Genomic DNA, 19234 nt, shown 5'->3' on the forward strand with positions numbered 1-19234 from the left:
CCGCAGGAGGAACGCCCGATGTCCGTGCCGACTCAACCGGCCGCCCTACCGCCCGTCGTCGACCAGACGACCTGGCGCGCCGCCCTCGACGATCTCCGCCGCCGCGAGAAGGCGGCGACACGAGAGCTGGACGCCATAGCCGCCCAGCGCAGACGTCTGCCCATGGTCCGCATGCCCGACTACACGCTGATCGGGGAGCACGGGCCGGTTCGGCTCGCCGACGTGTTCGAGGGGCGGTCCCAGCTGATCGTCTACAACCACATGTGGACCGACGGCGCGGAGTGGCAGTGCGGCGGCTGCACCGGGTTCACCTCACAGTTCACCCGCCTGGAGTTCCTCGACAACTACGACGCCCGCTTCGTCATCGTCACCAACGGCCCGATCGAAGAGGCGCTGGCCTACCGCGCCAAGGTCGGCAACCGCATGGACTGGTACTCGTCGTCGGAGAGTGCGTTCGGGGCCGACGTCGACGCCGCGCCCGGTGAAGGTTTCGCGGTGAACGTGTTCCTGCGAGACGGTGACACCGTTTACCGGACCTGGCACACCAACGGACGCGGCACCGAACAACTCAGCCACTCGTTCGCGCTGATCGACATCCTGCCGTGGGGACGCCAAGAGGAGTGGCAGGATTCGCCCGCAGGATGGCCGCAGCGGCCGACCTACTCGGGCTGGCTGGACTCGCCCGACATCGCGCGGGCGTACGGCCCGGGCGCTGACAGCCCGCACTGATCGTCAGCTTCGATAGCGCCCCGCACTGAACGTCGCGGAGTGGGCACTGGCATCACCGTCCGGATCCCGGTTCTGCTTTCGCGGCGGCCCACGTCCAGGTTGGCGCATCGGCCCACGTCCAGGTTGGCGCATCGGTGGCATCCTGGCTTCATGGGATTGGTATGGGCCTGATCATCCGCCTGCTCGAGCTGCTCATCGTGCTCGTTCCGCTCGCCGGCGTGCTCTATGGCGGGTGGCGGGCGCTGACGGCAGCGCGCGCACGGCAGGACGCCGGCCGCGCAGAACTCGTCGATACGGCACCGCAGAGCACGAGCGCAACGGCAATGAAGTGGCAAGCGATCGCGCGGGCGGTGAAGGCGCACGACCACATCGACACCCGATGGCTCGAGTACGAGCTGGACGTCGCAAAGCTGCTCGACTATCCGCTGATGACCGACATGCGCGACCCGCTGACCGAGCGGTTCCACCGGACCAAGTTGCGCGCCGACCTGTTGCGGCCGGGTAAGGCCGAGGATCTGGTCGACGACGCCGAAGCGGCGCGCGAGTACGTCGACGCCGTCACCGACTACGTCACCGCGTTCGAGGCCGCCGAGACCGAGGCGGTCCGTCGTCGGCGCAGCGACTTCTCCGCACAGGATCAACAGCGCATCGTCCGCGCCCAGGCCATGTTGCGCGTGGCCACCGACACCGCGGCCACCCCGCAGGAGCGCGAGCGCGGCTACGAGCTCGCCCGCCGTGAACTCGAGGGGCTGGTCGTGCTACCCGAGCGGGCCCGCGTCGCCATCGAGCGCGGTATCGCCGGCGAACTCGACGGCTGACGACAGGTCACACGCCGCGCCGCAGGAATTCGACGAGCACGGCTGTCATATCCGGAATCGCCTGCTGCGCAATGACTTCGTAACCGTGCGTGCTGAGCGTGGGCAGACACAGCAGACCGGCCCGCGCAGTGAGTCCGCTGGCCTTGGCGTGTGACGCGTCGGATTCGAACGCACCGAGCACCGCGGGCTGAGGCGAGAGGCCGAGGTCGGTGGTGACGTCGAGAAGCGCATCGGCGACCACCTTGTCGTAGATGGTCTCGGCGTCGCTGTACGCCACGATCGGGCCACCGCTGCACGAGGTCCCGTACTCCGCCTCGGCCGGCCCGACCTCCAACGCCAGGGTGAGGTCACCGGGCAACGTGCGGCTGGCGTACGACCCCCCGACACCGCCGACTTCCTCGGCCGTCGTGAACACCAGGTAGGTGTCGTGCGCCGGGCGTCCGTCACCGGAAGCCAGCCGCCTCGCCACATCGAGCAGTGCGGTGACCGCGGCGCGGTCGTCCATGAAATAGCACCCGAGGTAGCCGGGGCCGACGTCGATGAGCGTGCGCTTGCTCTTGTGGACGCACGCGCGGGTACCCGCTCGGATCCCGGCTTCGGCCAGTTCCTCGGGACTGTGGCCGGTGAAGACGTAGACGTGAAGCCAGTCGAGCGCCTGGTCACCCTGGTCCGGTTTGGTCTCCCAGATCTGCTGGCTCTCCTTGGTGGTGTGCTCGGAGCCGAGCGTGAGGACGCCGCACACCGCGCGCTGGTCGCCGAGCAACTCAACCGGCCCGAGGCCGAAGTTGCCCGGATACATCGTGCCCAGCGGAGTCATGTGCAGGGTGCCGTCGGGCTCGATCCGCTTGACGAGCATCGACAGCTCGTCCATGTGCGCCATCACCCGGACCGCCTGCGCCTCGCGATCGCCGCCGCGGAACAGGCCGATCAGGTTGCCCGCCTCGTCCACCCACGTCTCGTCGGCGTGCGGCTCCAACTCACGGCGGCAGACCTCCCGTACGGCATCCTCCTGACCGGCCGGCCCGTACGCATGGAGCAACTCCTGCAGCAGGTCTCGGCGCAGCGGTACGTCAGCCATAGATCTTGAAGTGCCCGCGCCGACATCGGTTCAACCTTCTGCGGCCCTTGGGTGTCGGCGGTGCCGGCCTACGGTGCAACGGGGGTGACGCGCTCGCGGCGGGTGAGCACGAGCGGGGGACCATCGGTGATGGCGACCCCGTCCTTCACCACCATCGCCGCGCTCGCGCGGGTGCTGCCCCTGTCACTCGACGAGCTCGCCGATATCAGCTCGTCCCGCGACGACCTTCAGCAGACCGGCTGACGCGCCTCAGCTCACCGGCGGATGCGGATACGGCGGCGGGACCGGCACGCACAAGCCCGTGCTGGTGTCCAGCGCCTTACCGTCGACGCAGAACGACGCGCAACCGTAGATGACCCCCGTCTGGCCCGGCGGACAGCAGCAGTTGCCGGGCTGAGCCGACGCGATGACGGGAGATACCGGCACGGCCAGTGCGGCCGCGAAGAGCCCCGCGATCAGTGACCGTCGCAACGTCATGAGGGCAGTCTAGGGGCGTGAGCTAGGTCCCACAGAAGGTTCGGTACTTCCCGAAGTCCTCGGGCGCGGGCTCGGCGTACCGCACCAGATCCGGCCGCTCGTCATAGGGCGCGGTCACGGCATCGAGCAGCCGGTAGAGCGGGTCGAGATCCCCCTCCGTCGCGGCGGTCAGCGCCTCCTCGACCAGATGGTTGCGAGGAATGTAGATCGGGTTGGCACGGTCCATCACCGTCGCGTCGGGCCGCAACGCGTGCCATCGCGTCAGCCACTCGTCGAACGCGGCGAGGTCGATGAAAAGCCCGCGTGCGGGTTCGTCGTCGCCGCGGGCCGCGTGCCCGAGGTGGCGGAAGAACGACGTGAAGTCGACGTGGCTCTGGTGCAACTGTGCGATCAGGTCGTTCATCAACGGCACCGCGATCTCGTCCGGCGTGTCCGGCAAACCGAGCTTGGCGCACATGCCCGCGGACAGCGCGTTCTGGAACTTGGGCGCAAATCCACCCAGGCTGCCCTCGGCGATGGCGATCGCCTGCTGTTGATCGTCGGCGAACAGCGGCAGCAGCGCCTCGGCCAAGCGGGCCAGGTTCCACACCGCGATCGCCGGCTGGTTGCCGTAGGCGTAGCGGCCCCACGAGTCGATCGAACTGAACACCGTCTCGGGGTCGTAGGCCTCCATGAACGCGCACGGCCCGTAGTCGATCGTCTCCCCGGAGATCGTCATGTTGTCGGTGTTCATCACGCCGTGGACGAAGCCGACCAGCATCCACTTGGCGATCAACGTCGCCTGCACCGCGACCACCGACTCGAACAGCGCGACGTAGGGATTGCCCGCGTCGGCGGCTTCGGGATGGTGCCGTCGGATCGCGTGGTCGGCCAGGCGCCGCAGCACGTCCACGTCGCCGGTGTTCGCGGCGTACTGGAACGTGCCGACGCGTAGATGGCTGCTGGCCACCCGGGACAACACCGCACCCGGTAGCGGCGTCTCGCGCTGCACCTGTCGTCCGGTCGCGACCACGGCCAGCGACCGGGTGGTCGGGATCCCCAGCGCGTGCATCGCCTCGCTGACGATGTATTCGCGCAGCATCGGGCCGACGGCGGCCAACCCGTCGCCGCCGCGTGCGAACGGCGTCGCGCCGGACCCCTTCAGATGCAGATCGCGAAGCTCACCGGAAGTCGTCGTGAGCTCGCCGAGCAGGAGCGCTCGCCCGTCGCCCAACCGGGGGACGTATCCGCCGAACTGGTGCCCGGCATAGGCCTGCGCCACAGGGTTCGCGCCGTCGGGAACCTGCATGCCGACCAGCAGACGGAGTCCCTCGGGCTCGCGCAACCAGGCCGGGTCGATGCCGAGTTCGACCGCCAGCGGTTCGTTGAGGACGAGCAGCCGCGGGTCGGGAGCCGATTCGGCCTGCCAACGGACCGCCAGCTCGGGTAGGTCGCTGGCGTAGCGGTCGGCGAAGGTGACGGCGGTCGGTGCGATGCTCACGCTTTCCACAGTACGAGCGGCTCGGCGCATCCTCGTTCGTGCAACCGGCGACGGCGTGGGCTCTACTTCGTCGCCAGATTCACACCCGAGCCGCCGCCGAGACGCTCAACAGGGCGCCCCACTCGGTGAGCACCGCGGCTCGCGCCGCCGCGTTCGGGCAGTCTGGCTGGCCGCTTGCGACGGTGACCAGCGCGTCGGCGAGTGTGAACAGCGGCACCCGGTGCTGTTGCGCCACGCGGATCATCTCGCGGAACGCCTCGTCGACCGTGCAGTGGTGAAGTGCGATGAGAACACCTTCGGCGGTGTCCAGGCATTGCCGTCCGGGAGTCATGGCTTCGTTGGTACCAACCGCAGTCGGCACGCACGTGATCAGACGCTGGGAATCGACTGGGAGCTCTCGAGCGGGCGCTTCGACGTCGACAGGGGTTCCCCACCGCGCTGTCTGTATGGTGAGGCACCCGTAGGCGTGGATAGTGGTCAGCGAGGACCTGCCGCGCGTGGAAGTGGCCGTTGTGATGAGGAGCAGCCCGGTGACGCTGAACACCATCGCGCTCGAGCTGGTGCCGCCGAATGTCGAGCGTGGGCACGAGCAGGCGTTGGAGGATGCGCAGAAAGTGCTGCGATGCTCCGCCGAAACCGGGCTCGACGGCCGCATCAGGCACGTGATGATCCCCGGCATGATCGAGGAGGACGACGACCGTCCCATCGAGATGAAGCCCAAGATGGACGTGCTCGACTTCTGGGCGATCATCACCCCCGAGTTGGCCGGGATGAACGGGTTGTGCACCCAGGTCACCGCGTTCATGGACGAACCGACGTTGCGGCGGCGGCTCACAGACCTGTCCGGCGCCGGGTTCGATGGCATCGCGTTCGTCGGGGTGCCGCGCACGATGAGCGACGGCGAGGGCACCGGGGTCGCCCCGACCGACGCACTGTCGCTCTTCTCCGACGTGGTGCCCAACCGCGGCGCGATCCTCATCCCCACCCGCGACGGCGAGCAGGGCCGGTTCCGGTTCAAGTGCGATCAGGGTGCCACCTACGGAATGACCCAGTTGCTGTATTCCGATGCGATAGTCGGATTCCTGCGCGACTTCGCCGAGCAGAGCGATCACCGGCCCGAGATCCTGCTGTCGTTCGGTTTCGTGCCGAAGCTGGAGAGCAAGGTCGGCCTGATCCACTGGCTGATCCAAGATCCGGGCAACGAAGCCGTCGCAGCGGAGCAGGACTTCGTCAAAAAGCTCGCCGCCACCGAGCCGGCGGAAAAGCGCAAACTGATGCTCGACCTGTACAAACGCGTCATCGATGGAGTCGGCGACCTCGGCTTCCCGCTGAGCATCCACCTCGAAGCCACCTACGGCGTGTCGACTCCGGCGTTCGAGACGTTCGCCGAGATGCTCGACTACTGGGCGCCCGACAAGCCCTGACGGTTTCGACGCGTTGCGGCACGGTGCGGCCCGCCTGGGACCGCACCGCGCCACGTCGTCACGACGTCTGACGTGTCGGCATGATCGTCAGCTGTTGCACGTTGACCCGCGCCGGTTGGGCGACCAGGAAGTCGATCGCGGCGGCGACGTCGGCGGGGTCCAGCCACTCGATGTGGTCCCGGGTGCCGTCCAACCACTCCGTGGCACCGGCATCGGTGACGTGGCCCTGCAGCTCGGTTTCGACGATGCCGGGCTCGATGGCCGAGACCCGTACGTTCCTGGCGCCGAGTTCGGCCCGCAGCGTGCGCGACATGTGCGTCACAAACGCCTTGGTGCCCGAGTACACCGCGAAGTTCGGGAAGATGTTCTGCGCGCCGATCGACGACGTGTTGATCAGGTCGGCGACACCCTTGTCCGCAGCCGACTTCACGAGCTGGGGAACGAACGCGCCGATCGTGTTCATCAGCCCGGCGACATTGAGGTCGATCTGCTGCTGCCACTGGTCGAATCGCTGTTCGTCGATCGGCGCCGGCAGCATGACCCCGGCGTTGTTGAACAACACATCGACCGTGCCGAGTTCGTCGGCCACCCGCTCGGCGGCCGACCGCACCGCGGCGGCGTCGGTGACGTCGGTGGCCAGCGCCAGCGCGGTGCCACCCGCCTCGGCGATGTCGGCGGCGATCTTCTCCAGCCGTTCGGCCCGGCGGGCCAGGATGGCGACTTTCGCGCCGGAGGCGGCCAGTCGCCTCGCGGTGGCCTCACCGATGCCGCTCGATGCGCCGGTGACGACAGCAACGCGCCCGGACAGCGGGGCGGTGTTCGTGGTTGGGCTCTGAATTGCGCTTGTCATCTGCGGACCTTTCTCGGGTTCAGTGGCGGCGGTAGTGCCGCACACTCGAGACAACAACCGCCGGTGGCCCCGTGAGCGGCCAAAACGAGCCTCGCTCTACCTCGGTTCGGCGTACCTGGGTCTGACAGACCTACGTTTGGCGCGGCCCGGAGCCATCGCTGCCGCCACACTGGGTGCATGGACCACAACGCTGAGCTCAAGGAGTTCCTGCGGACGCGGCGCGCGCGCCTGCGCGTCGAGGATGTAGAGGTCGGTGGGACCAGCAGGGTGCGACGGGTACCCGGTCTGCGCCGCGAGGAGGTCGCGCAGTTGGCCGGCGTGAGCGTGGACTACTACAGCCGGCTCGAGCAAGGCCGCCACCTCAACGTCTCCGACGAGGTGCTCGACGCCGTCGCACGGGCGTTGCGTCTCGATGACGTGGAGCGGGCCTACCTGTTCCAGATCGCGCGGGTGAACACTCGCCGCGCTCGGCGGCGCCCCGCGCCCGTGCAGCGGGTCCGGCCGGGCATCCGCCGGGTACTCGAGACGCTCGACGATGTGACACCGGCGTTCGTGTTCGGCCGTCGGATGGACATGCTGGCGGCGAACCGGTTGGCGCGGGCGCTGATCGGCGATTTCGAGGCCCTGCCCCCGCGCGAGCGAAACCTGTTGCGGTTCACCTTCCTCGACGAATCCGCCCGCGAGCTCTACTCCGACTGGGAGGAGGTGGCACGCGACAACGTCGCGATCCTGCGCCTGGACGCCGGAAGGCATCCCGACGACCCGCTGCTGACCGAACTGGTCGGCGAGCTGGCCGTCAAAAGCGACGAGTTCCGCCGGTGGTGGGCCGACCACAACGTCCGCGAACGCACGCACGGGATCAAGCGCTACCACCACCCGTTGGTCGGCGACCTGACGATCAACTACGAGAGTGTTGCCGTGCTCGGCGACCCGGACCAGACGCTGTGCATCTACACCGCCGAGCCCGGGTCGCCGTCGGAAAACGCGCTTCGCCTGTTGGCCAACTGGACGGGCGCCCCGTCGACGGCAGACCGCGACGCCGACCTCCCGGCCTCCTGACCGGACGCCTATCCTGGCCGGAGTGTCCGGCCCCTCTGTCGCTGAGCTGCGCAATCGCCTCGACGGGCTGACGATTCGCGACGCGGCGAGGTTCGGCAGGCGACTTCGCCACATGCGTGGCGCCCCGCTAGAGAAGCTCGCCAAACTCGCCGAGCAGCTCGGCGCGGCGGAAGCGGTCGTCGCGGCTCGCGCCGCCGCGGTGCCGACGATCACTTATCCCGATCTGCCGGTCAGTGAGCGCCGTGACGAGATCGCCAAGGCGATCAACGAGCACCAGGTGGTGATCGTCGCCGGTGAAACCGGTTCGGGGAAGACGACCCAGCTGCCCAAGATCTGCCTCGACATCGGCCGTGGTGTGCGCGGCACGATCGGGCACACCCAACCGCGACGCCTGGCCGCCCGCACCGTCGCCCAGCGCATCGCCGACGAGGTGGGCAGCCCACTCGGCGACACGATCGGCTACACGGTGCGCTTCACCGACCAGGCCAGCGACCGCACCCTGGTCAAGCTGATGACCGACGGAATCCTGCTTGCCGAGATCCAGCGCGATCGCCGCCTGTTGCGCTACGACACCTTGATCCTCGACGAGGCGCACGAGCGCAGCCTCAACATCGACTTCCTCCTCGGATACCTGCGCGAGTTACTGCCCCGCCGACCGGATCTCAAGGTGATCGTCACGTCGGCGACGATCGAACCGGAGCGGTTCGCTGAGCATTTCGGCACTGCCGGCGGCCCAGCACCCATCGTCGAGGTCTCCGGGCGCACCTATCCGGTGGAAATTCGTTACCGCCCATTGGAAGTCGCTGTCCCCGCCGACGAGAGCGACGATCCCGACGATCCCGACCACGAGGTGGTTCGCACCCAGACGCGCGACCAGACCGAGGCGATCGTCGACGCCATCGCCGAGTTGGCGGCCGAGCCGCCCGGCGACGTGTTGGTGTTTCTGTCGGGTGAGCGCGAAATCCGTGATCTCCGTGAGGTATTGAGCGGCACTCTCGATAAGGGTACCGAGGTGCTACCGCTCTACGCGCGGTTGCCGACGGCCGACCAGCAGCGGGTGTTCTCGCCTCGCCACACCGGGCGCCGCATCGTGCTCGCGACCAACGTCGCCGAGACGTCGCTCACGGTGCCCGGCATCCGCTACGTCGTCGACCCGGGCACCGCCCGCATCTCCCGCTACAGCCGCCGAACCAAGGTGCAGCGGCTGCCGATCGAGCCGATCTCCCAAGCATCGGCGGCGCAGCGGGCCGGGCGGTCCGGGCGAACCGCGCCAGGGGTGTGCATCCGCCTGTACTCCGAGCAGGATTTCGAAGCGCGGCCGCGCTACACCGAGCCGGAGATCCTGCGCACCAATCTGGCCGCGGTGATTCTGCAGATGGCCGCGCTCGGGTTGGGTGAGATCGAGACCTTCCCTTTCCTGGACCCGCCGGACCGGCGCAGCATCCGCGACGGTGTGCAGCTGTTGCAGGAACTCGGCGCGTTCGATGCCGACGGTGCGATCACCGATGTCGGCCGCAGGCTTGCGCAGCTTCCCGTCGACCCGCGCCTCGGGCGCATGATCCTGCAGGCCGACTCCGAGGGTTGCGTGCGGGAGATCCTGGTGCTGGCCGCGGCGCTGTCGATCCCCGACCCTCGGGAGCGGCCCGCCGACCGCGAGGACGCCGCGCGGCAGAAGCACGCCAGGTTCGCCGACGAGCATTCGGATTTCATCTCGTACCTCAACCTGTGGCGGTACCTGGCTGAGCAGCGTAAAGGCCTGTCGGGTAATGCGTTTCGCCGCATATGTCGTGACGAGTTCCTGCACTATCTGCGGATCCGGGAGTGGCAGGACCTCACCGGACAGTTGCGCAGCATCGCGCGCGACCTCGGGATAACGGAGTCCGACGAACCGGCCGACCCGGCAGCTGTGCATGCCGCGCTTCTGGCCGGCCTGCTCTCGCACGTCGGGCTGCGCGACGGCGACGGACGCGAATATCAGGGCGCGCGCAACTCCAAGTTCGTCCTGGCACCCGGTTCGGCCCTGACGAAGCGTCCGCCGCGATGGATCGTCGTCGCCGACCTGGTCGAAACCAGCAGGCTCTTCGGCCGGGTCGCTGCCCGCATCCAACCCGAAGCGGTCGAGCGCATCGCGGGCGACCTCGTGCAGCGGACCTACAGCGAACCGCACTGGGACGCGCAGCGCGGGGCGGTGATGGCCTTCGAGCGGGTGACGCTCTATGGGCTGCCGCTTGCTGCCCGTCGTCGGGTCGGCTACTCACAGATCGAGCCGGACCTGGCGCGCGAGTTGTTCATCCGCCACGCGTTGGTCGAGGGCGACTGGCAGACGCGGCACCACTTCTTTCGCGACAACGCCCGCCTGCGTGAGGAACTCGAGGAACTGGAGGAGAAGGCCCGCCGACGTGATCTGCTGGTCGGCGACGAGGAGATCTTCGCGTTCTACGACGCCCGCATCCCGGCGGAGGTGGTGTCTGCGCGTCACTTCGACGCGTGGTGGAAGAAGCAGCGCCACATCACCCCGGAGCTGCTCACGTTCACCCGCGACGATCTGCTTCGCACCGAGGACGCCGCCGACGGCCAGCCGGACGTGTGGCGGGCAGATGACCTGGCGCTCCCACTGAGCTACCGCTTCGAACCGGGCGCCGAGGACGACGGTGTGACGGTGCACGTACCGGTCGAGGTGCTGGCCCGGCTCGGCGGCGACGAGTTCGCATGGCAGGTACCGGCGCTGCGTGAGGAGCTGATCACCGCGCTGATCCGCTCGCTGCCGAAAGCGTTGCGGCGCAACTTCGTTCCCGCACCGGACACGGCACAAGCGGTGCTTGCGGCGATCACACCCGGTGTCGAACCGCTGCTCGAGGCCGTACAACGCGAACTGCACCGCCGCAGCGGCGTACTGGTGCCGATCGACGCGTTCGACCTCGACAAGCTGCCGTCGCATCTACGCGTCACCTTCGCCGTCGAAGGCGCCGACGGCACCGAGTTGGCGCGCGGTAAGGACCTCGACGCGCTGCAGCATGAACTCGCCACACCGGTCCGGCGCGCGGTCGCCGACGCGGTGGCCGAGGGTTTAGATCGCAGCGGGTTGCGGACGTGGCCGGACGATCTCGAGGAGGTGCCGCGGACGGTCGAACGCACCGTCGGCGGCCACACCGTGCGCGGATATCCGGCGCTGGTCGACGTGGGAGACGCCGTCGACCTACATGTGTTCCCGACCGCGGCCGAACAGCAGGCGTCGATGCGGCCCGGCACCCGCAGGCTGTTGCGTATCGCGGTGCCCTCACCCGTGAAAGCCGTCGAGCGGGGACTGCAACCGCGCACCAAGCTGGTCCTCGGCGCCAATCCAGACGGGTCGCTGCAGGCGCTGCTCGAGGACTGCGCCGACGCCGCGACCGATGTGCTCGCGCCCACCCCGGCGTGGACCCGCGAGGAGTTCACCGCGCTGCGCAACCGTGTCGCCGCCGACCTGGTGACCACGACGGCCGGGATCGTCACCCGCGTCGAGAAGGTGCTCGCGGCGGCGCACGACGTCGAGGTGGCGCTGCCGTCGGCGCCGTCCGCCGCGCAATCCGACGCGATCGCCGATATCCGTGCACAGATGGACCGGTTGCTGCCGCGCGGCTTCGTCGCCGCCACCGAGGCCGCGCACCTGGCCGATCTGAGCCGCTATCTGCTCGCCATCGGGAGGCGTCTGGAGCGGCTGCCGCATGCGCCTGCCGCCGACCGCGAGCGAATGGACCGCGTACATGCCGTGGAGGACGCCTACGACGAGCTGGTTCGCGTATTGTCGCCCGCGCGCGCCGCCGGTGCCGACATCCGCGACATCGGTCGGCAGATCGAGGAGCTGCGCGTCAGCCTGTGGGCGCAACAACTGGGCACCCCGCGTCCGGTCAGCGAACAGCGGATCTACCGCGCGATCGACGCGGCGCTGACCCGCTGAGCCCTATAGCCGCACACGACGCCCGCCCATCCGGTAGGCATGGGCCTATGCATGCTTCGCTGGCGCGGCGCGTGGCCGCCGTCCTGCTCGCGGTCGCAACGGTGTCGTGTGGCGGCCCGTCACCGACCGCTCAGAGCGACACGCCCACACCGGCGGGGGCGGCTCCTGTCATCAAACCCGTTGTGCTCGAGGAGATTCCGCACGATGCTACGGCGTGGACGCAAGGACTCGAGCTCAACGAGGGCATCCTGTACGAGGGCACGGGTATCAAGGGCAGGTCGCAGGTACGCGAGCTCGACCCGGCGACCGGCGCGGTGCGGCGCGTGGCACCCGCCCCGCACGACTACTACGGCGAGGGCATCACGGTGATCGGCGACCGCATCTGGGAGCTGACGTGGCGCGACGGCGTGGCGGTCGAATGGGACAAGGCCACCCTGACCCCGGTGCGGGAGGTGCCGGTCGACGGGGAGGGTTGGGGCTTGTGCCACGACGGTGACCGGCTGGTCCGCAGCGATGGCTCCGACCGGCTGAGATTCCACGACCCCGCGACATTCGCCGAGACCGGCTCGGTGCCCGTCACCCGCGACGACCAGCCGCTGCGCGACCTCAACGAGCTGGAGTGCGTCGACGGTCGGGTGTGGGCCAACGTCTGGCATTCCGACGAGATCGTGCGCATCGACCCGGCCACGGGCAGGGTCGACACCGTCGTCGACGCCGCCGGTCTGTGGCCAGGGCAGGGCGATGAGCGGGAGAAGGTGCTCAACGGCATCGCTCACGTCAGCGGCGACGAATACCTGCTGACCGGCAAGTTCTGGCCGACCATGTACCGGGTCCGGCTCGACCCGCCGAACTGAGGGTTTGCGTCTGGCCCGAACCGTCAACGTAGCGGTCATGACCGCTGTGGACACCATCAGGGACGCGACGAGGCTCGTCGCGGGGCCCATCGCAGGCGCCTATCGGCGCACCGGCGCCGACCTGCCCTTCAGCGACCCGCTGACTTCGCACGGCACCGAGATGGAGGGCTGGTTCTGGCGGCTGACCGATGCCGCGTCGGGGCGCGTCGTGGTGGCGTTGTTCAGCGTCAACAAACATCCCGACGGCGACTGGGCGACCACCGCGGTCGCTTTGCATCCGGGCGAGCGGGTGTACAGCGCCGCCCTGAATGGGGCCAGCGCCGGGGTGGGCCCCTTTCGACTCGACGCGGACGAGGGACGGTTCCACGCGACGTACGACCGCTTGCTGGTCGACCTTCCCGGCGTGCGCGTAGACATGAAGTTCGACGACCCGGTCCGGTGGCCGAGGGCGCTGGCCGGCGGCGGGCTCGCCTCGGTCGTCCCCTTCCTGAACCAGTACTGGCACCCGTACCGGCTCGGCGGATCCGCCAGCGGCACCGTGGAATTCGACGGTGATCGTTGGGAGTTCGACGGCGCCAAGCTCTACACCGAACGCAACTGGGGCGCTGGGTTTCCGCAACGGTGGTGGTGGGGACAGGCACACGATTTCGGTGACGCCGACGCCTCGGTGGCGTTCTCGGGAGGGCTGCTCGCGCTCGGACCGCTCAAACAGGACGTCGCCGGGGTCGTGGTCCGGCTCGGAAGCAAGGTGCTGCGCTTGACTCCACCGACGGCGTGGGTGCGCTCGGACATCGGCGACGGCACCTGGAGCTTGCGGGCGACGTCGCTGCGGTATCAGATCGAATTGCACGGCGACGGAACGCATCTCGACCCGCATGTGCTTCCGGTTCCGCTGCCCGCCGAGCGGCGCAACGTCGGCACCGATTTCGAACACCTTGCCGGCAGGTTGCACTGCGTGGTCAAGGACTTCGGCCGGGTCATCTTCGACGGCGAATCCGAGATCGCGGGTCTGGAGGTCGGCAGCCTGCCCGGTGACTAGGGTGACCGAATGCGACACGGCAGGATCGGCGGGCGGTGATGCGCCCTCGGGTGGTCGTCGCGGGCCTCGGCGACAGCGGTGTGCTGACCGCGATCAAGCTCGCGCGGCACGCCGACGTCGTCGGTGTCTCGGCCAAACCGGGGCTGCTCAGCGGTCAGGAACTCGGCATGCGCATCAGCAGGCCGCAGGACTGGGCGCGCTACAACTGGATTCCTTTCCACCGGTTCCGCGGCCTCGACCGGGTCCGTACCCTGCACGGCACACTGACCGGGCTCGACACGGCGTCCCGGAAAGTTCACGTTCAGACCGCCGACGGTGGCTGTGTCACGGAACCCTATGACGCCCTGGTGATCTCGACCGGCGTCAGCAACGGATTCTGGCGTAAGCCGGATCTGCAGTCGGCCGACGAGATCACCACCGAACTCGGTGCGGCGCATCAGCGGCTGGCGGCCGCGCGGTCGGTGATCGTCATCGGCGGAGGCGCCGCCGCCGTCAGCAGCGCCGCCAACCTTGCCAGGACGTGGCCCGGCAAACGCGTCGACCTCTACTTTCCGGGCGATCGTGCCCTCGCGCACCATCACGCGCGGGTATGGCAGCAGATCAGCCGCCGACTGACCGATCTGGGCGTCGGCCTGTATTCGGGCCATCGCGCGATGCTCCCGGAGGGTTTCTCGTGCGACGAGATCACCGACGCTCCGGTGCAGTGGAGCACCGGGCAACCGGCGGCGACGGCCGACGCGGTGCTGTGGGCCGTCGGCCGAGTCACGCCCAACACCGGATGGCTTCCGGGTGAGTTGCTCGACGAGCACGGCTTCGTGCGCGTCACCCCCGAACTCCGCGTTCCCGGCGCACCCGGCGTGTTCGCGGTGGGCGACGTCGCGGCGACCGACCCGCTGCGAAGCTCCGCCCGCAACCGCGCCGACGGGTTGCTCGCCCACAACATCCGCGCGCACTTCGCGGGCAAACCGCTGCGCGCCTATCGTCCCGCGGACCGGCGGTGGGGTTCGGTGCTCGGACCGCAGACCGACGGGCTCGAGGTGTTCACGCCGAAGGGGCAGTCGTTCCGGTTTCCCGGCTGGTCGATCGATCGCGTGCTGATGCCGTGGATCGTGTGGCGCGGCTTCTACCGCGGCGTGCGGCCGGAGTCTGCGCCGCGAAACTGAAGATATGCATCATTTTCCGGCGGGCCGGCGAGCACAAGCTCAGTCTGGCGGCAGTTCCGCCGCGATCGTGTCCAACAACGCCGTGTAGCGGTTGGCCTCGCGGTGGGGGCCGGGCTTACCGCTGCTGATCACCCCCGCGGCGAGCCGACGCTGCGGATCCGCCCACACGGCGATGTTGGTCAGACCCGTATGCCCGAACGCGGCGGGGGCATTGCGCCCGAACGGACCGAACCGTTTCGACCCGAGCATGAAGCCGGTACCCCATCGCAGCGGCGCCAGGCCGACCGCGACGTCGGGGCGCAGCCTCCGGGATTGCGCTGTCGCCTTGCGCAGGGTCTCCGGCGCCATGATGCGTACACCGTCGAGTTCGCCGCCACGGCGCAGCAATTCGGCGAACCGCGACAGCTCGAAAGCCGTGGACACCGTGTTCGACGACGGCAGCACACTGGTGAGGTACTGCGGGCTGTTCGAGAACGGGATGATCTTGTACAGCGAACCCCCGACCGCCAACCGGAACACCGTGGCGGCGGGCTGGGGCAGCTCCTTGCCGGTGGCATGGCTCGGTGCGACCAACGGAACATCCTGTGCCGCAACGCCGTAATTCGTCCATCGGAAACCCAGCGGCTCGAGGATCTCGGTCGCCAGGACATCGCGGATGTTACGCCCGGCCGCCGCACCGACGATCTCGCGGATCAGCGGGCCCCAGGTCAGTCCGTGGTAGATGTGCACGAGGCCCGGCCGATACAACGGTTTGAGTTCGCCGAGTTTCTCCCGGGTGTACTCGCTGTCGTCCATGCGGCGCAGGTCCGGTCGCGGGCCGGTGTGGATCGGAATGCCCGCGCTGTGCGTCATCACGTGCCGGATCGTGGTGCGGTGTTTGCCGTGGCTGGTGTAGCTGGGCAGGTATTCGCAGACGCGGTCGTCGAGCGAGAAGACGCCCCGCTCGACGAGCATGTGCACGACCGTCGACGTGATCGCCTTGGCCGCCGAGTACGCGCAGAACGGTGTTTCGGTCGTGACGGGGATCTTCTCCGCCTCGGGGGGATCGGAGGGACCGTTGCCCCATCCGTGTCCGATCGCGCGGTTCAACACGACCGTGCCGTTGTGGCGCAGGCACACCTGGATGGCGGGATGCATCCCGGCCTCATACCAGTGGCGGGCAGCCTGCCAGACGCGCTCGATCGCCATGGGGTCGACGTCGGAGTGGTCCTCCTCACCGACCGCGGTCACGGCGTCGAGATCGTCGGGCACTCGTATCCTGCCCTCGGGTGCCGTCATTCGGCCGCCCTGTGCAGGGTCGCGCCGAGATGATGTTGCAGCGGCTGGCCCATCGCCGCCATCCGCAACGAGTAGACCAGCTCGTCGCCGTCGACCCGGATCGAACGACCGAGCGCCGCAACGTCTTTCGCGGTGGAGGTGAGCCCGATCGACGTCGAGGTCAGTTCGAGCTCGATGACGGCGCCGCTGGCCGCGAAGGTGCCCTCTTCGATCTCGGTGATCCCGTTCGGGTGGGCGAGCACCCATTCGGCGCGTCCGGGCGACGGCATCCGCAGAAAACCCGTCTCGGCGTGCAGAGGCCGGCCGTCGTCGGCGGTGGTCTTCTGACGGTATGTCAGGAACGGTTTGCCGACGTGGTCGAACGCGATCTGCTCGGTGTACGCGAACGGTTCGATCGTCGGATATTCGCCCGCCCCGCGGCCGGACCAGACGCCCAGCAGCGGGCGCAGCACCGCAATGTCGGGGTGAAGGTCGACCACACCGCCAGGCTAGCGGGGGCCGCCGCTCAGGATTCCCTTGCCGATGAACGACCCGAGCTGGCCCAGCAGGTCGGTGGGGGAGGCCTGGGGCGGCGGTGCGGCATTCGTCTGCTGCCACGGCTGGCAATCGCGCGTGGTGAACGCGGTGTCGGTCGCCTCGATGCGCACCACCTGGGGCTTTTTGGTGAGCGCGTTGTCGGGGACCTGGTCGTTGTTGTCCCGCTTCCAGTAGCAGGCGCCGCCGTCGACGGGCCCCGCCGACGAGTACGTGCCCGGCAGAATCTGTGTGCCGACCTGATAGGTGCCGTCTTTGTCGATTGAGGTCAGGGGCCCGGCGGGGGGCGGTCCCGGCGTGGTTGACGCGCCCGGCGCGGCGGACGGCCCCGGACCCCCGGGATCGGGATGGTGCGGTTGATCCGGTTGGGCCTGCGCGACACCCAGCCCGCCGAGGGCGAGGAGCGCCGTCGCGGCAACGGCGGCCAGTCGCGGCAAAGTCATGCGAGCCAGTCTAAACGGACAGCGGGCCTGGGAAAGAAAAAAGCCCGTCGTCGCAGAGCGGAGCTGCGACGACGGGCCTCTGTTCATCGACCGGACTCAGCCGGCCATGAACTCGTCGTAGGCCGACGCCAGTTCCGGCGGCAGCGCCGTGATGTTGCAGGTGCGCTGCACGTCACCGATCGGCGCGAGGATGCCGCGCAGGTCGTAGTACTCCTGCGGGTTGGCGTTGAAGTACCCGCGCAGGGTGGCCGACGCTTCGTTGCGAGGCTGGCCGAACGCGGTGGTCACGGCCTGGTTGGCGCCCGGATGGGCGTCCAGGTACGAACGGGCCGCACCCGTCACATTGCTGACGGTGCCGGACACCGCGCTGGCGCTGCAGTCCGGTGCGGCCATCGCCGACGGCGCGGCGATGGTTGCTGCGGCCAGGCCGCCGAGCAGGCTGGCGGCACAGGCGCCGGCGATCTGTCGGCGCGCGGCGATACCACGGATTTTCATATTGCTTCTTTCCTTCATTGCGTTTGTCGCTGATTTCCCCGTCCCCGAAAACCAAGGTACCCAAGGCAAACACCGACAAACGTCGCCGCGAGACCCCGAACCGGACCACACGCAGGCGTTACACCGCAGCGGCGTGATCTGTACCGCAATTTCATCCGAATTCGATAAGCGCGCAACCAGAAATTCCGAGAACTCTGAGAATTAGCTACCGATCTTTAATTGATCGTGATCTGCACGGTGACCGAATTGTTATCCACCGCGGACGCACCGGCGCCGAACAGACGGCTGAACATAAGGTGGTCCGTGTGAAGCTGGACCTGCTGAGCCCCGGTGTCGAAGTCGGCCTCGTCACCACGAACCGAGACGAGATGGTCGCCTTCTACGAAGGATTCCTCGAACTCGAACCCCAGGGCGAGATCGAGTTCCCCGGTGGTTCGCAGCGGCGGTACTCGCTGGGCGCAAGCGTGGTCAAACTCGTCACCTACGAGACGCCGCCGCCACAACCGGTTGCGTCCGGAGGCGGCAGGACCCAGGCCGGGATCAGGTACTTCACGGTGGGAGTCAAGGACCTGCGCGGCGTCGCCGAGGCGTTCGCCGCCTCCGGGTACGACGTCGTCGAACCGCTGACCGAGTTCGCGCCGGTGCCGGGTATGGGCTGGATGTTCGTCGCCGACCCGGACGGCAACTGGATCGAACTCTTCGGAACGCTGTGACCGGCTCCCAACCCATGTCGACCCCTCCGGTGACGCCGACGTGCTACCGGCACCCCGACCGGGTGACCTATGTCCGCTGCGCGCGGTGCAACCGCTACATCTGCGGGGAGTGCATGCGCGACGCCGCGGTCGGCCACCAGTGCGTGGAATGCGTGAACGCCGGTGCGCAGCAGGTCCGGCAGGTGCGCACCCAGTTCGGCGGGGTGCCGTCGGCCAAACCGATGGTCACCTATGTGTTGATCGCCGCGAACGTGGTGATGTTCGCGCTACAGATGGCGGTGCCGGGTTTGCAGCGCGCACTGGTGCTGCAGTCCTACGCCGTCGCCGACGGCGAGCTCTACCGCTTACTGACGTCGGCGTTCCTGCACTACGGGCCCGCGCACATCCTGTTCAACATGTGGGCGCTCTATGTGGTCGGACCGCCGCTGGAAGCGGCCCTGGGCCGGCTGCGGTTCTCGGGCCTGTACCTGCTGAGCGCCCTGGGCGGATCCGTCCTGGTCTATCTGCTGTCGTCGCCCGTCGCACAGACCGCCGGGGCTTCGGGTGCGGTGTTCGGGTTGTTCGGCGCCATCTTCGTCGTGGGCAGGCGGCTGCGTATGGACGTGCGCTGGGTGGTCGCGATCATCGCGATCAACCTGGCGTTCACGTTCATCATCCCGCTGGTGAGCTCGCAGAACATCAGTTGGCAGGGCCACATCGGGGGTCTGGTCACCGGCGCGGCGATCGCCACGGCCTACGTGTACGCGCCGCGCGGTTCACGCAACCTGGTGCAGGCCGGGGCAAGTGCGGCAGCGCTCGTGGTCTTCGCGGCGCTGATCTGGTGGCGCACGGCCGACCTGCTGGCGTCGCTCGGCTTGGCCTGA

Annotated in this window: 19 protein-coding genes and 1 pseudogene; 11 read left to right on the forward strand and 9 right to left on the reverse strand. The window is 68.5% G+C overall.

The window, feature by feature from the left end; genetic code table 11:
* The first annotated feature begins 18 nt into the window (after positions 1 to 18).
* Together AU197_RS07950 and AU197_RS07955 are read left to right on the forward strand one after the other, a co-directional pair.
* Entirely contained in the window at positions 19 to 729 is a 711-nt protein-coding gene (locus AU197_RS07950; RefSeq protein WP_064401982.1) for a DUF899 domain-containing protein, read from the forward strand.
* Positions 730 to 890: 161 nt separating this feature from the next.
* Positions 891 to 1547 (forward strand): hypothetical protein, encoded by a 657-nt coding sequence (locus AU197_RS07955; protein ID WP_064401983.1) that lies wholly within the window; start codon positions 891 to 893, stop codon positions 1545 to 1547.
* Positions 1548 to 1554: 7 nt separating this feature from the next.
* On the opposite strand, the gene AU197_RS07960 is transcribed toward AU197_RS07955, so the two are convergent.
* Positions 1555 to 2625 carry a M42 family metallopeptidase gene (locus AU197_RS07960; RefSeq protein ID WP_064401984.1) on the reverse strand — a complete coding sequence of 357 codons (1071 nt, stop codon included), beginning with the start codon at positions 2623 to 2625 and terminating at the stop codon, positions 1555 to 1557.
* A gap of 129 nt (positions 2626 to 2754) precedes the next feature.
* Here AU197_RS07960 and AU197_RS07965 point away from each other — a divergent pair.
* Positions 2755 to 2868, forward strand: a pseudogene (locus tag AU197_RS07965) (XRE family transcriptional regulator); the annotation flags it as partial.
* A 6-nt stretch (positions 2869 to 2874) separates the two neighbouring features.
* Here the strand turns inward: AU197_RS07965 and AU197_RS07970 are convergent.
* From AU197_RS07970 to AU197_RS07980, 3 genes are read right to left on the reverse strand one after another with little or no spacing between them, the layout of a single operon-like run.
* Positions 2875 to 3102, reverse strand: a complete 228-nt coding sequence (locus AU197_RS07970) for a hypothetical protein (protein ID WP_064401985.1) — start codon at positions 3100 to 3102, stop codon at positions 2875 to 2877.
* Between the two features lie 22 nt (positions 3103 to 3124).
* The gene (locus AU197_RS07975) at positions 3125 to 4612 is read right to left on the reverse strand and encodes a protein adenylyltransferase SelO (RefSeq protein ID WP_197415483.1); all 1488 of its coding nucleotides are present in this window, start codon (positions 4610 to 4612) and stop codon (positions 3125 to 3127) included.
* A gap of 49 nt (positions 4613 to 4661) precedes the next feature.
* Complete coding sequence (locus AU197_RS07980) at positions 4662 to 4913, reverse strand: ANTAR domain-containing protein (protein ID WP_064402023.1); 252 nt, start codon at positions 4911 to 4913, stop codon at positions 4662 to 4664.
* A 199-nt stretch (positions 4914 to 5112) separates the two neighbouring features.
* Between AU197_RS07980 and AU197_RS07985 the strand changes: the two genes are divergently transcribed.
* Positions 5113 to 6006, forward strand: coding sequence for a mycobacterial-type methylenetetrahydrofolate reductase (locus AU197_RS07985; protein ID WP_064402024.1), 894 nt, complete (start codon positions 5113 to 5115; stop codon positions 6004 to 6006).
* Positions 6007 to 6064: 58 nt separating this feature from the next.
* On the opposite strand, the gene AU197_RS07990 is transcribed toward AU197_RS07985, so the two are convergent.
* Entirely contained in the window at positions 6065 to 6856 is a 792-nt protein-coding gene (locus tag AU197_RS07990; RefSeq protein WP_064401986.1) for an SDR family oxidoreductase, read from the reverse strand.
* Positions 6857 to 7033: 177 nt separating this feature from the next.
* Here AU197_RS07990 and AU197_RS07995 point away from each other — a divergent pair, with 177 nt between their 5' ends.
* The 5 genes from AU197_RS07995 to AU197_RS08015 are packed head-to-tail and all read left to right on the forward strand — an operon-like array spanning position 7034 to position 14908.
* The gene (locus tag AU197_RS07995) at positions 7034 to 7915 is read left to right on the forward strand and encodes a helix-turn-helix transcriptional regulator (protein ID WP_064401987.1); all 882 of its coding nucleotides are present in this window, start codon (positions 7034 to 7036) and stop codon (positions 7913 to 7915) included.
* A gap of 22 nt (positions 7916 to 7937) precedes the next feature.
* Positions 7938 to 11852 (forward strand): ATP-dependent RNA helicase HrpA, encoded by a 3915-nt coding sequence (hrpA, locus tag AU197_RS08000; protein ID WP_064401988.1) that lies wholly within the window; start codon positions 7938 to 7940, stop codon positions 11850 to 11852.
* Between the two features lie 47 nt (positions 11853 to 11899).
* The gene (locus tag AU197_RS08005; RefSeq protein ID WP_064401989.1) at positions 11900 to 12706 is read left to right on the forward strand and encodes a glutaminyl-peptide cyclotransferase; all 807 of its coding nucleotides are present in this window, start codon (positions 11900 to 11902) and stop codon (positions 12704 to 12706) included.
* Between the two features lie 37 nt (positions 12707 to 12743).
* Complete coding sequence (locus tag AU197_RS08010; protein WP_064401990.1) at positions 12744 to 13745, forward strand: tocopherol cyclase family protein; 1002 nt, start codon at positions 12744 to 12746, stop codon at positions 13743 to 13745.
* Between the two features lie 38 nt (positions 13746 to 13783).
* Positions 13784 to 14908 carry an FAD-dependent oxidoreductase gene (locus tag AU197_RS08015; protein WP_082696554.1) on the forward strand — a complete coding sequence of 375 codons (1125 nt, stop codon included), beginning with the start codon at positions 13784 to 13786 and terminating at the stop codon, positions 14906 to 14908.
* Between the two features lie 39 nt (positions 14909 to 14947).
* On the opposite strand, the gene lipE is transcribed toward AU197_RS08015, so the two are convergent.
* The 4 genes from lipE to AU197_RS08035 all read right to left on the reverse strand — a co-directional run bounded on the left by lipE (position 14948) and on the right by AU197_RS08035 (position 17658).
* The gene (gene lipE, locus AU197_RS08020) at positions 14948 to 16186 is read right to left on the reverse strand and encodes a lipase LipE (RefSeq protein ID WP_064401992.1); all 1239 of its coding nucleotides are present in this window, start codon (positions 16184 to 16186) and stop codon (positions 14948 to 14950) included.
* Positions 16183 to 16665 (reverse strand): peroxynitrite isomerase, encoded by a 483-nt coding sequence (locus AU197_RS08025; RefSeq protein WP_064401993.1) that lies wholly within the window; start codon positions 16663 to 16665, stop codon positions 16183 to 16185. The genes lipE and AU197_RS08025 overlap by 4 nt, the downstream gene beginning before the upstream one ends.
* Positions 16666 to 16674: 9 nt before the next feature.
* Entirely contained in the window at positions 16675 to 17163 is a 489-nt protein-coding gene (locus AU197_RS08030; protein ID WP_064401994.1) for an Rv1352/Rv1906c domain-containing protein, read from the reverse strand.
* 96 nt (positions 17164 to 17259) lie between these two features.
* A complete protein-coding gene (locus tag AU197_RS08035; protein ID WP_064401995.1) occupies positions 17260 to 17658 on the reverse strand; it encodes a heme-binding protein in 399 nt (132 codons plus the stop codon).
* Positions 17659 to 17963: 305 nt separating this feature from the next.
* Here AU197_RS08035 and AU197_RS08040 point away from each other — a divergent pair, with 305 nt between their 5' ends.
* Positions 17964 to 18371, forward strand: coding sequence for a VOC family protein (locus AU197_RS08040; RefSeq protein ID WP_197415484.1), 408 nt, complete (start codon positions 17964 to 17966; stop codon positions 18369 to 18371).
* 14 nt (positions 18372 to 18385) lie between these two features.
* A complete protein-coding gene (locus AU197_RS08045; RefSeq protein WP_064401997.1) occupies positions 18386 to 19234 on the forward strand; it encodes a rhomboid family intramembrane serine protease in 849 nt (282 codons plus the stop codon).

Source organism: Mycobacterium sp. IS-1590, assembly GCF_001500025.1.
Taxonomy (GTDB): domain Bacteria; phylum Actinomycetota; class Actinomycetes; order Mycobacteriales; family Mycobacteriaceae; genus Mycobacterium.

Excerpts from the sequence above, each read along its gene's own strand:
- AU197_RS08015 (WP_082696554.1), top strand. The coding sequence starts at position 13,784 with ATGCGCCCTCGGGTGGTCGTCGCGGGCCTCGGCGACAGCGGTGTGCTG.
- AU197_RS08045 (WP_064401997.1), top strand. The coding sequence starts at position 18,386 with ATGTCGACCCCTCCGGTGACGCCGACGTGCTACCGGCACCCCGACCGG.
- AU197_RS07980 (WP_064402023.1), bottom strand. The coding sequence starts at position 4,913 with ATGACTCCCGGACGGCAATGCCTGGACACCGCCGAAGGTGTTCTCATC.
- AU197_RS08010 (WP_064401990.1), top strand. The coding sequence starts at position 12,744 with ATGACCGCTGTGGACACCATCAGGGACGCGACGAGGCTCGTCGCGGGG.
- AU197_RS07960 (WP_064401984.1), bottom strand. The coding sequence starts at position 2,625 with ATGGCTGACGTACCGCTGCGCCGAGACCTGCTGCAGGAGTTGCTCCAT.
- lipE (WP_064401992.1), bottom strand. The coding sequence starts at position 16,186 with ATGACGGCACCCGAGGGCAGGATACGAGTGCCCGACGATCTCGACGCC.
- AU197_RS08005 (WP_064401989.1), top strand. The coding sequence starts at position 11,900 with ATGCATGCTTCGCTGGCGCGGCGCGTGGCCGCCGTCCTGCTCGCGGTC.
- AU197_RS07955 (WP_064401983.1), top strand. The coding sequence starts at position 891 with ATGGGCCTGATCATCCGCCTGCTCGAGCTGCTCATCGTGCTCGTTCCG.
- AU197_RS08035 (WP_064401995.1), bottom strand. The coding sequence starts at position 17,658 with ATGAAAATCCGTGGTATCGCCGCGCGCCGACAGATCGCCGGCGCCTGT.
- AU197_RS08030 (WP_064401994.1), bottom strand. The coding sequence starts at position 17,163 with ATGACTTTGCCGCGACTGGCCGCCGTTGCCGCGACGGCGCTCCTCGCC.
- AU197_RS07975 (WP_197415483.1), bottom strand. The coding sequence starts at position 4,612 with ATGCGCCGAGCCGCTCGTACTGTGGAAAGCGTGAGCATCGCACCGACC.
- AU197_RS07995 (WP_064401987.1), top strand. The coding sequence starts at position 7,034 with ATGGACCACAACGCTGAGCTCAAGGAGTTCCTGCGGACGCGGCGCGCG.
- AU197_RS07970 (WP_064401985.1), bottom strand. The coding sequence starts at position 3,102 with ATGACGTTGCGACGGTCACTGATCGCGGGGCTCTTCGCGGCCGCACTG.
- AU197_RS07990 (WP_064401986.1), bottom strand. The coding sequence starts at position 6,856 with ATGACAAGCGCAATTCAGAGCCCAACCACGAACACCGCCCCGCTGTCC.
- AU197_RS07950 (WP_064401982.1), top strand. The coding sequence starts at position 19 with ATGTCCGTGCCGACTCAACCGGCCGCCCTACCGCCCGTCGTCGACCAG.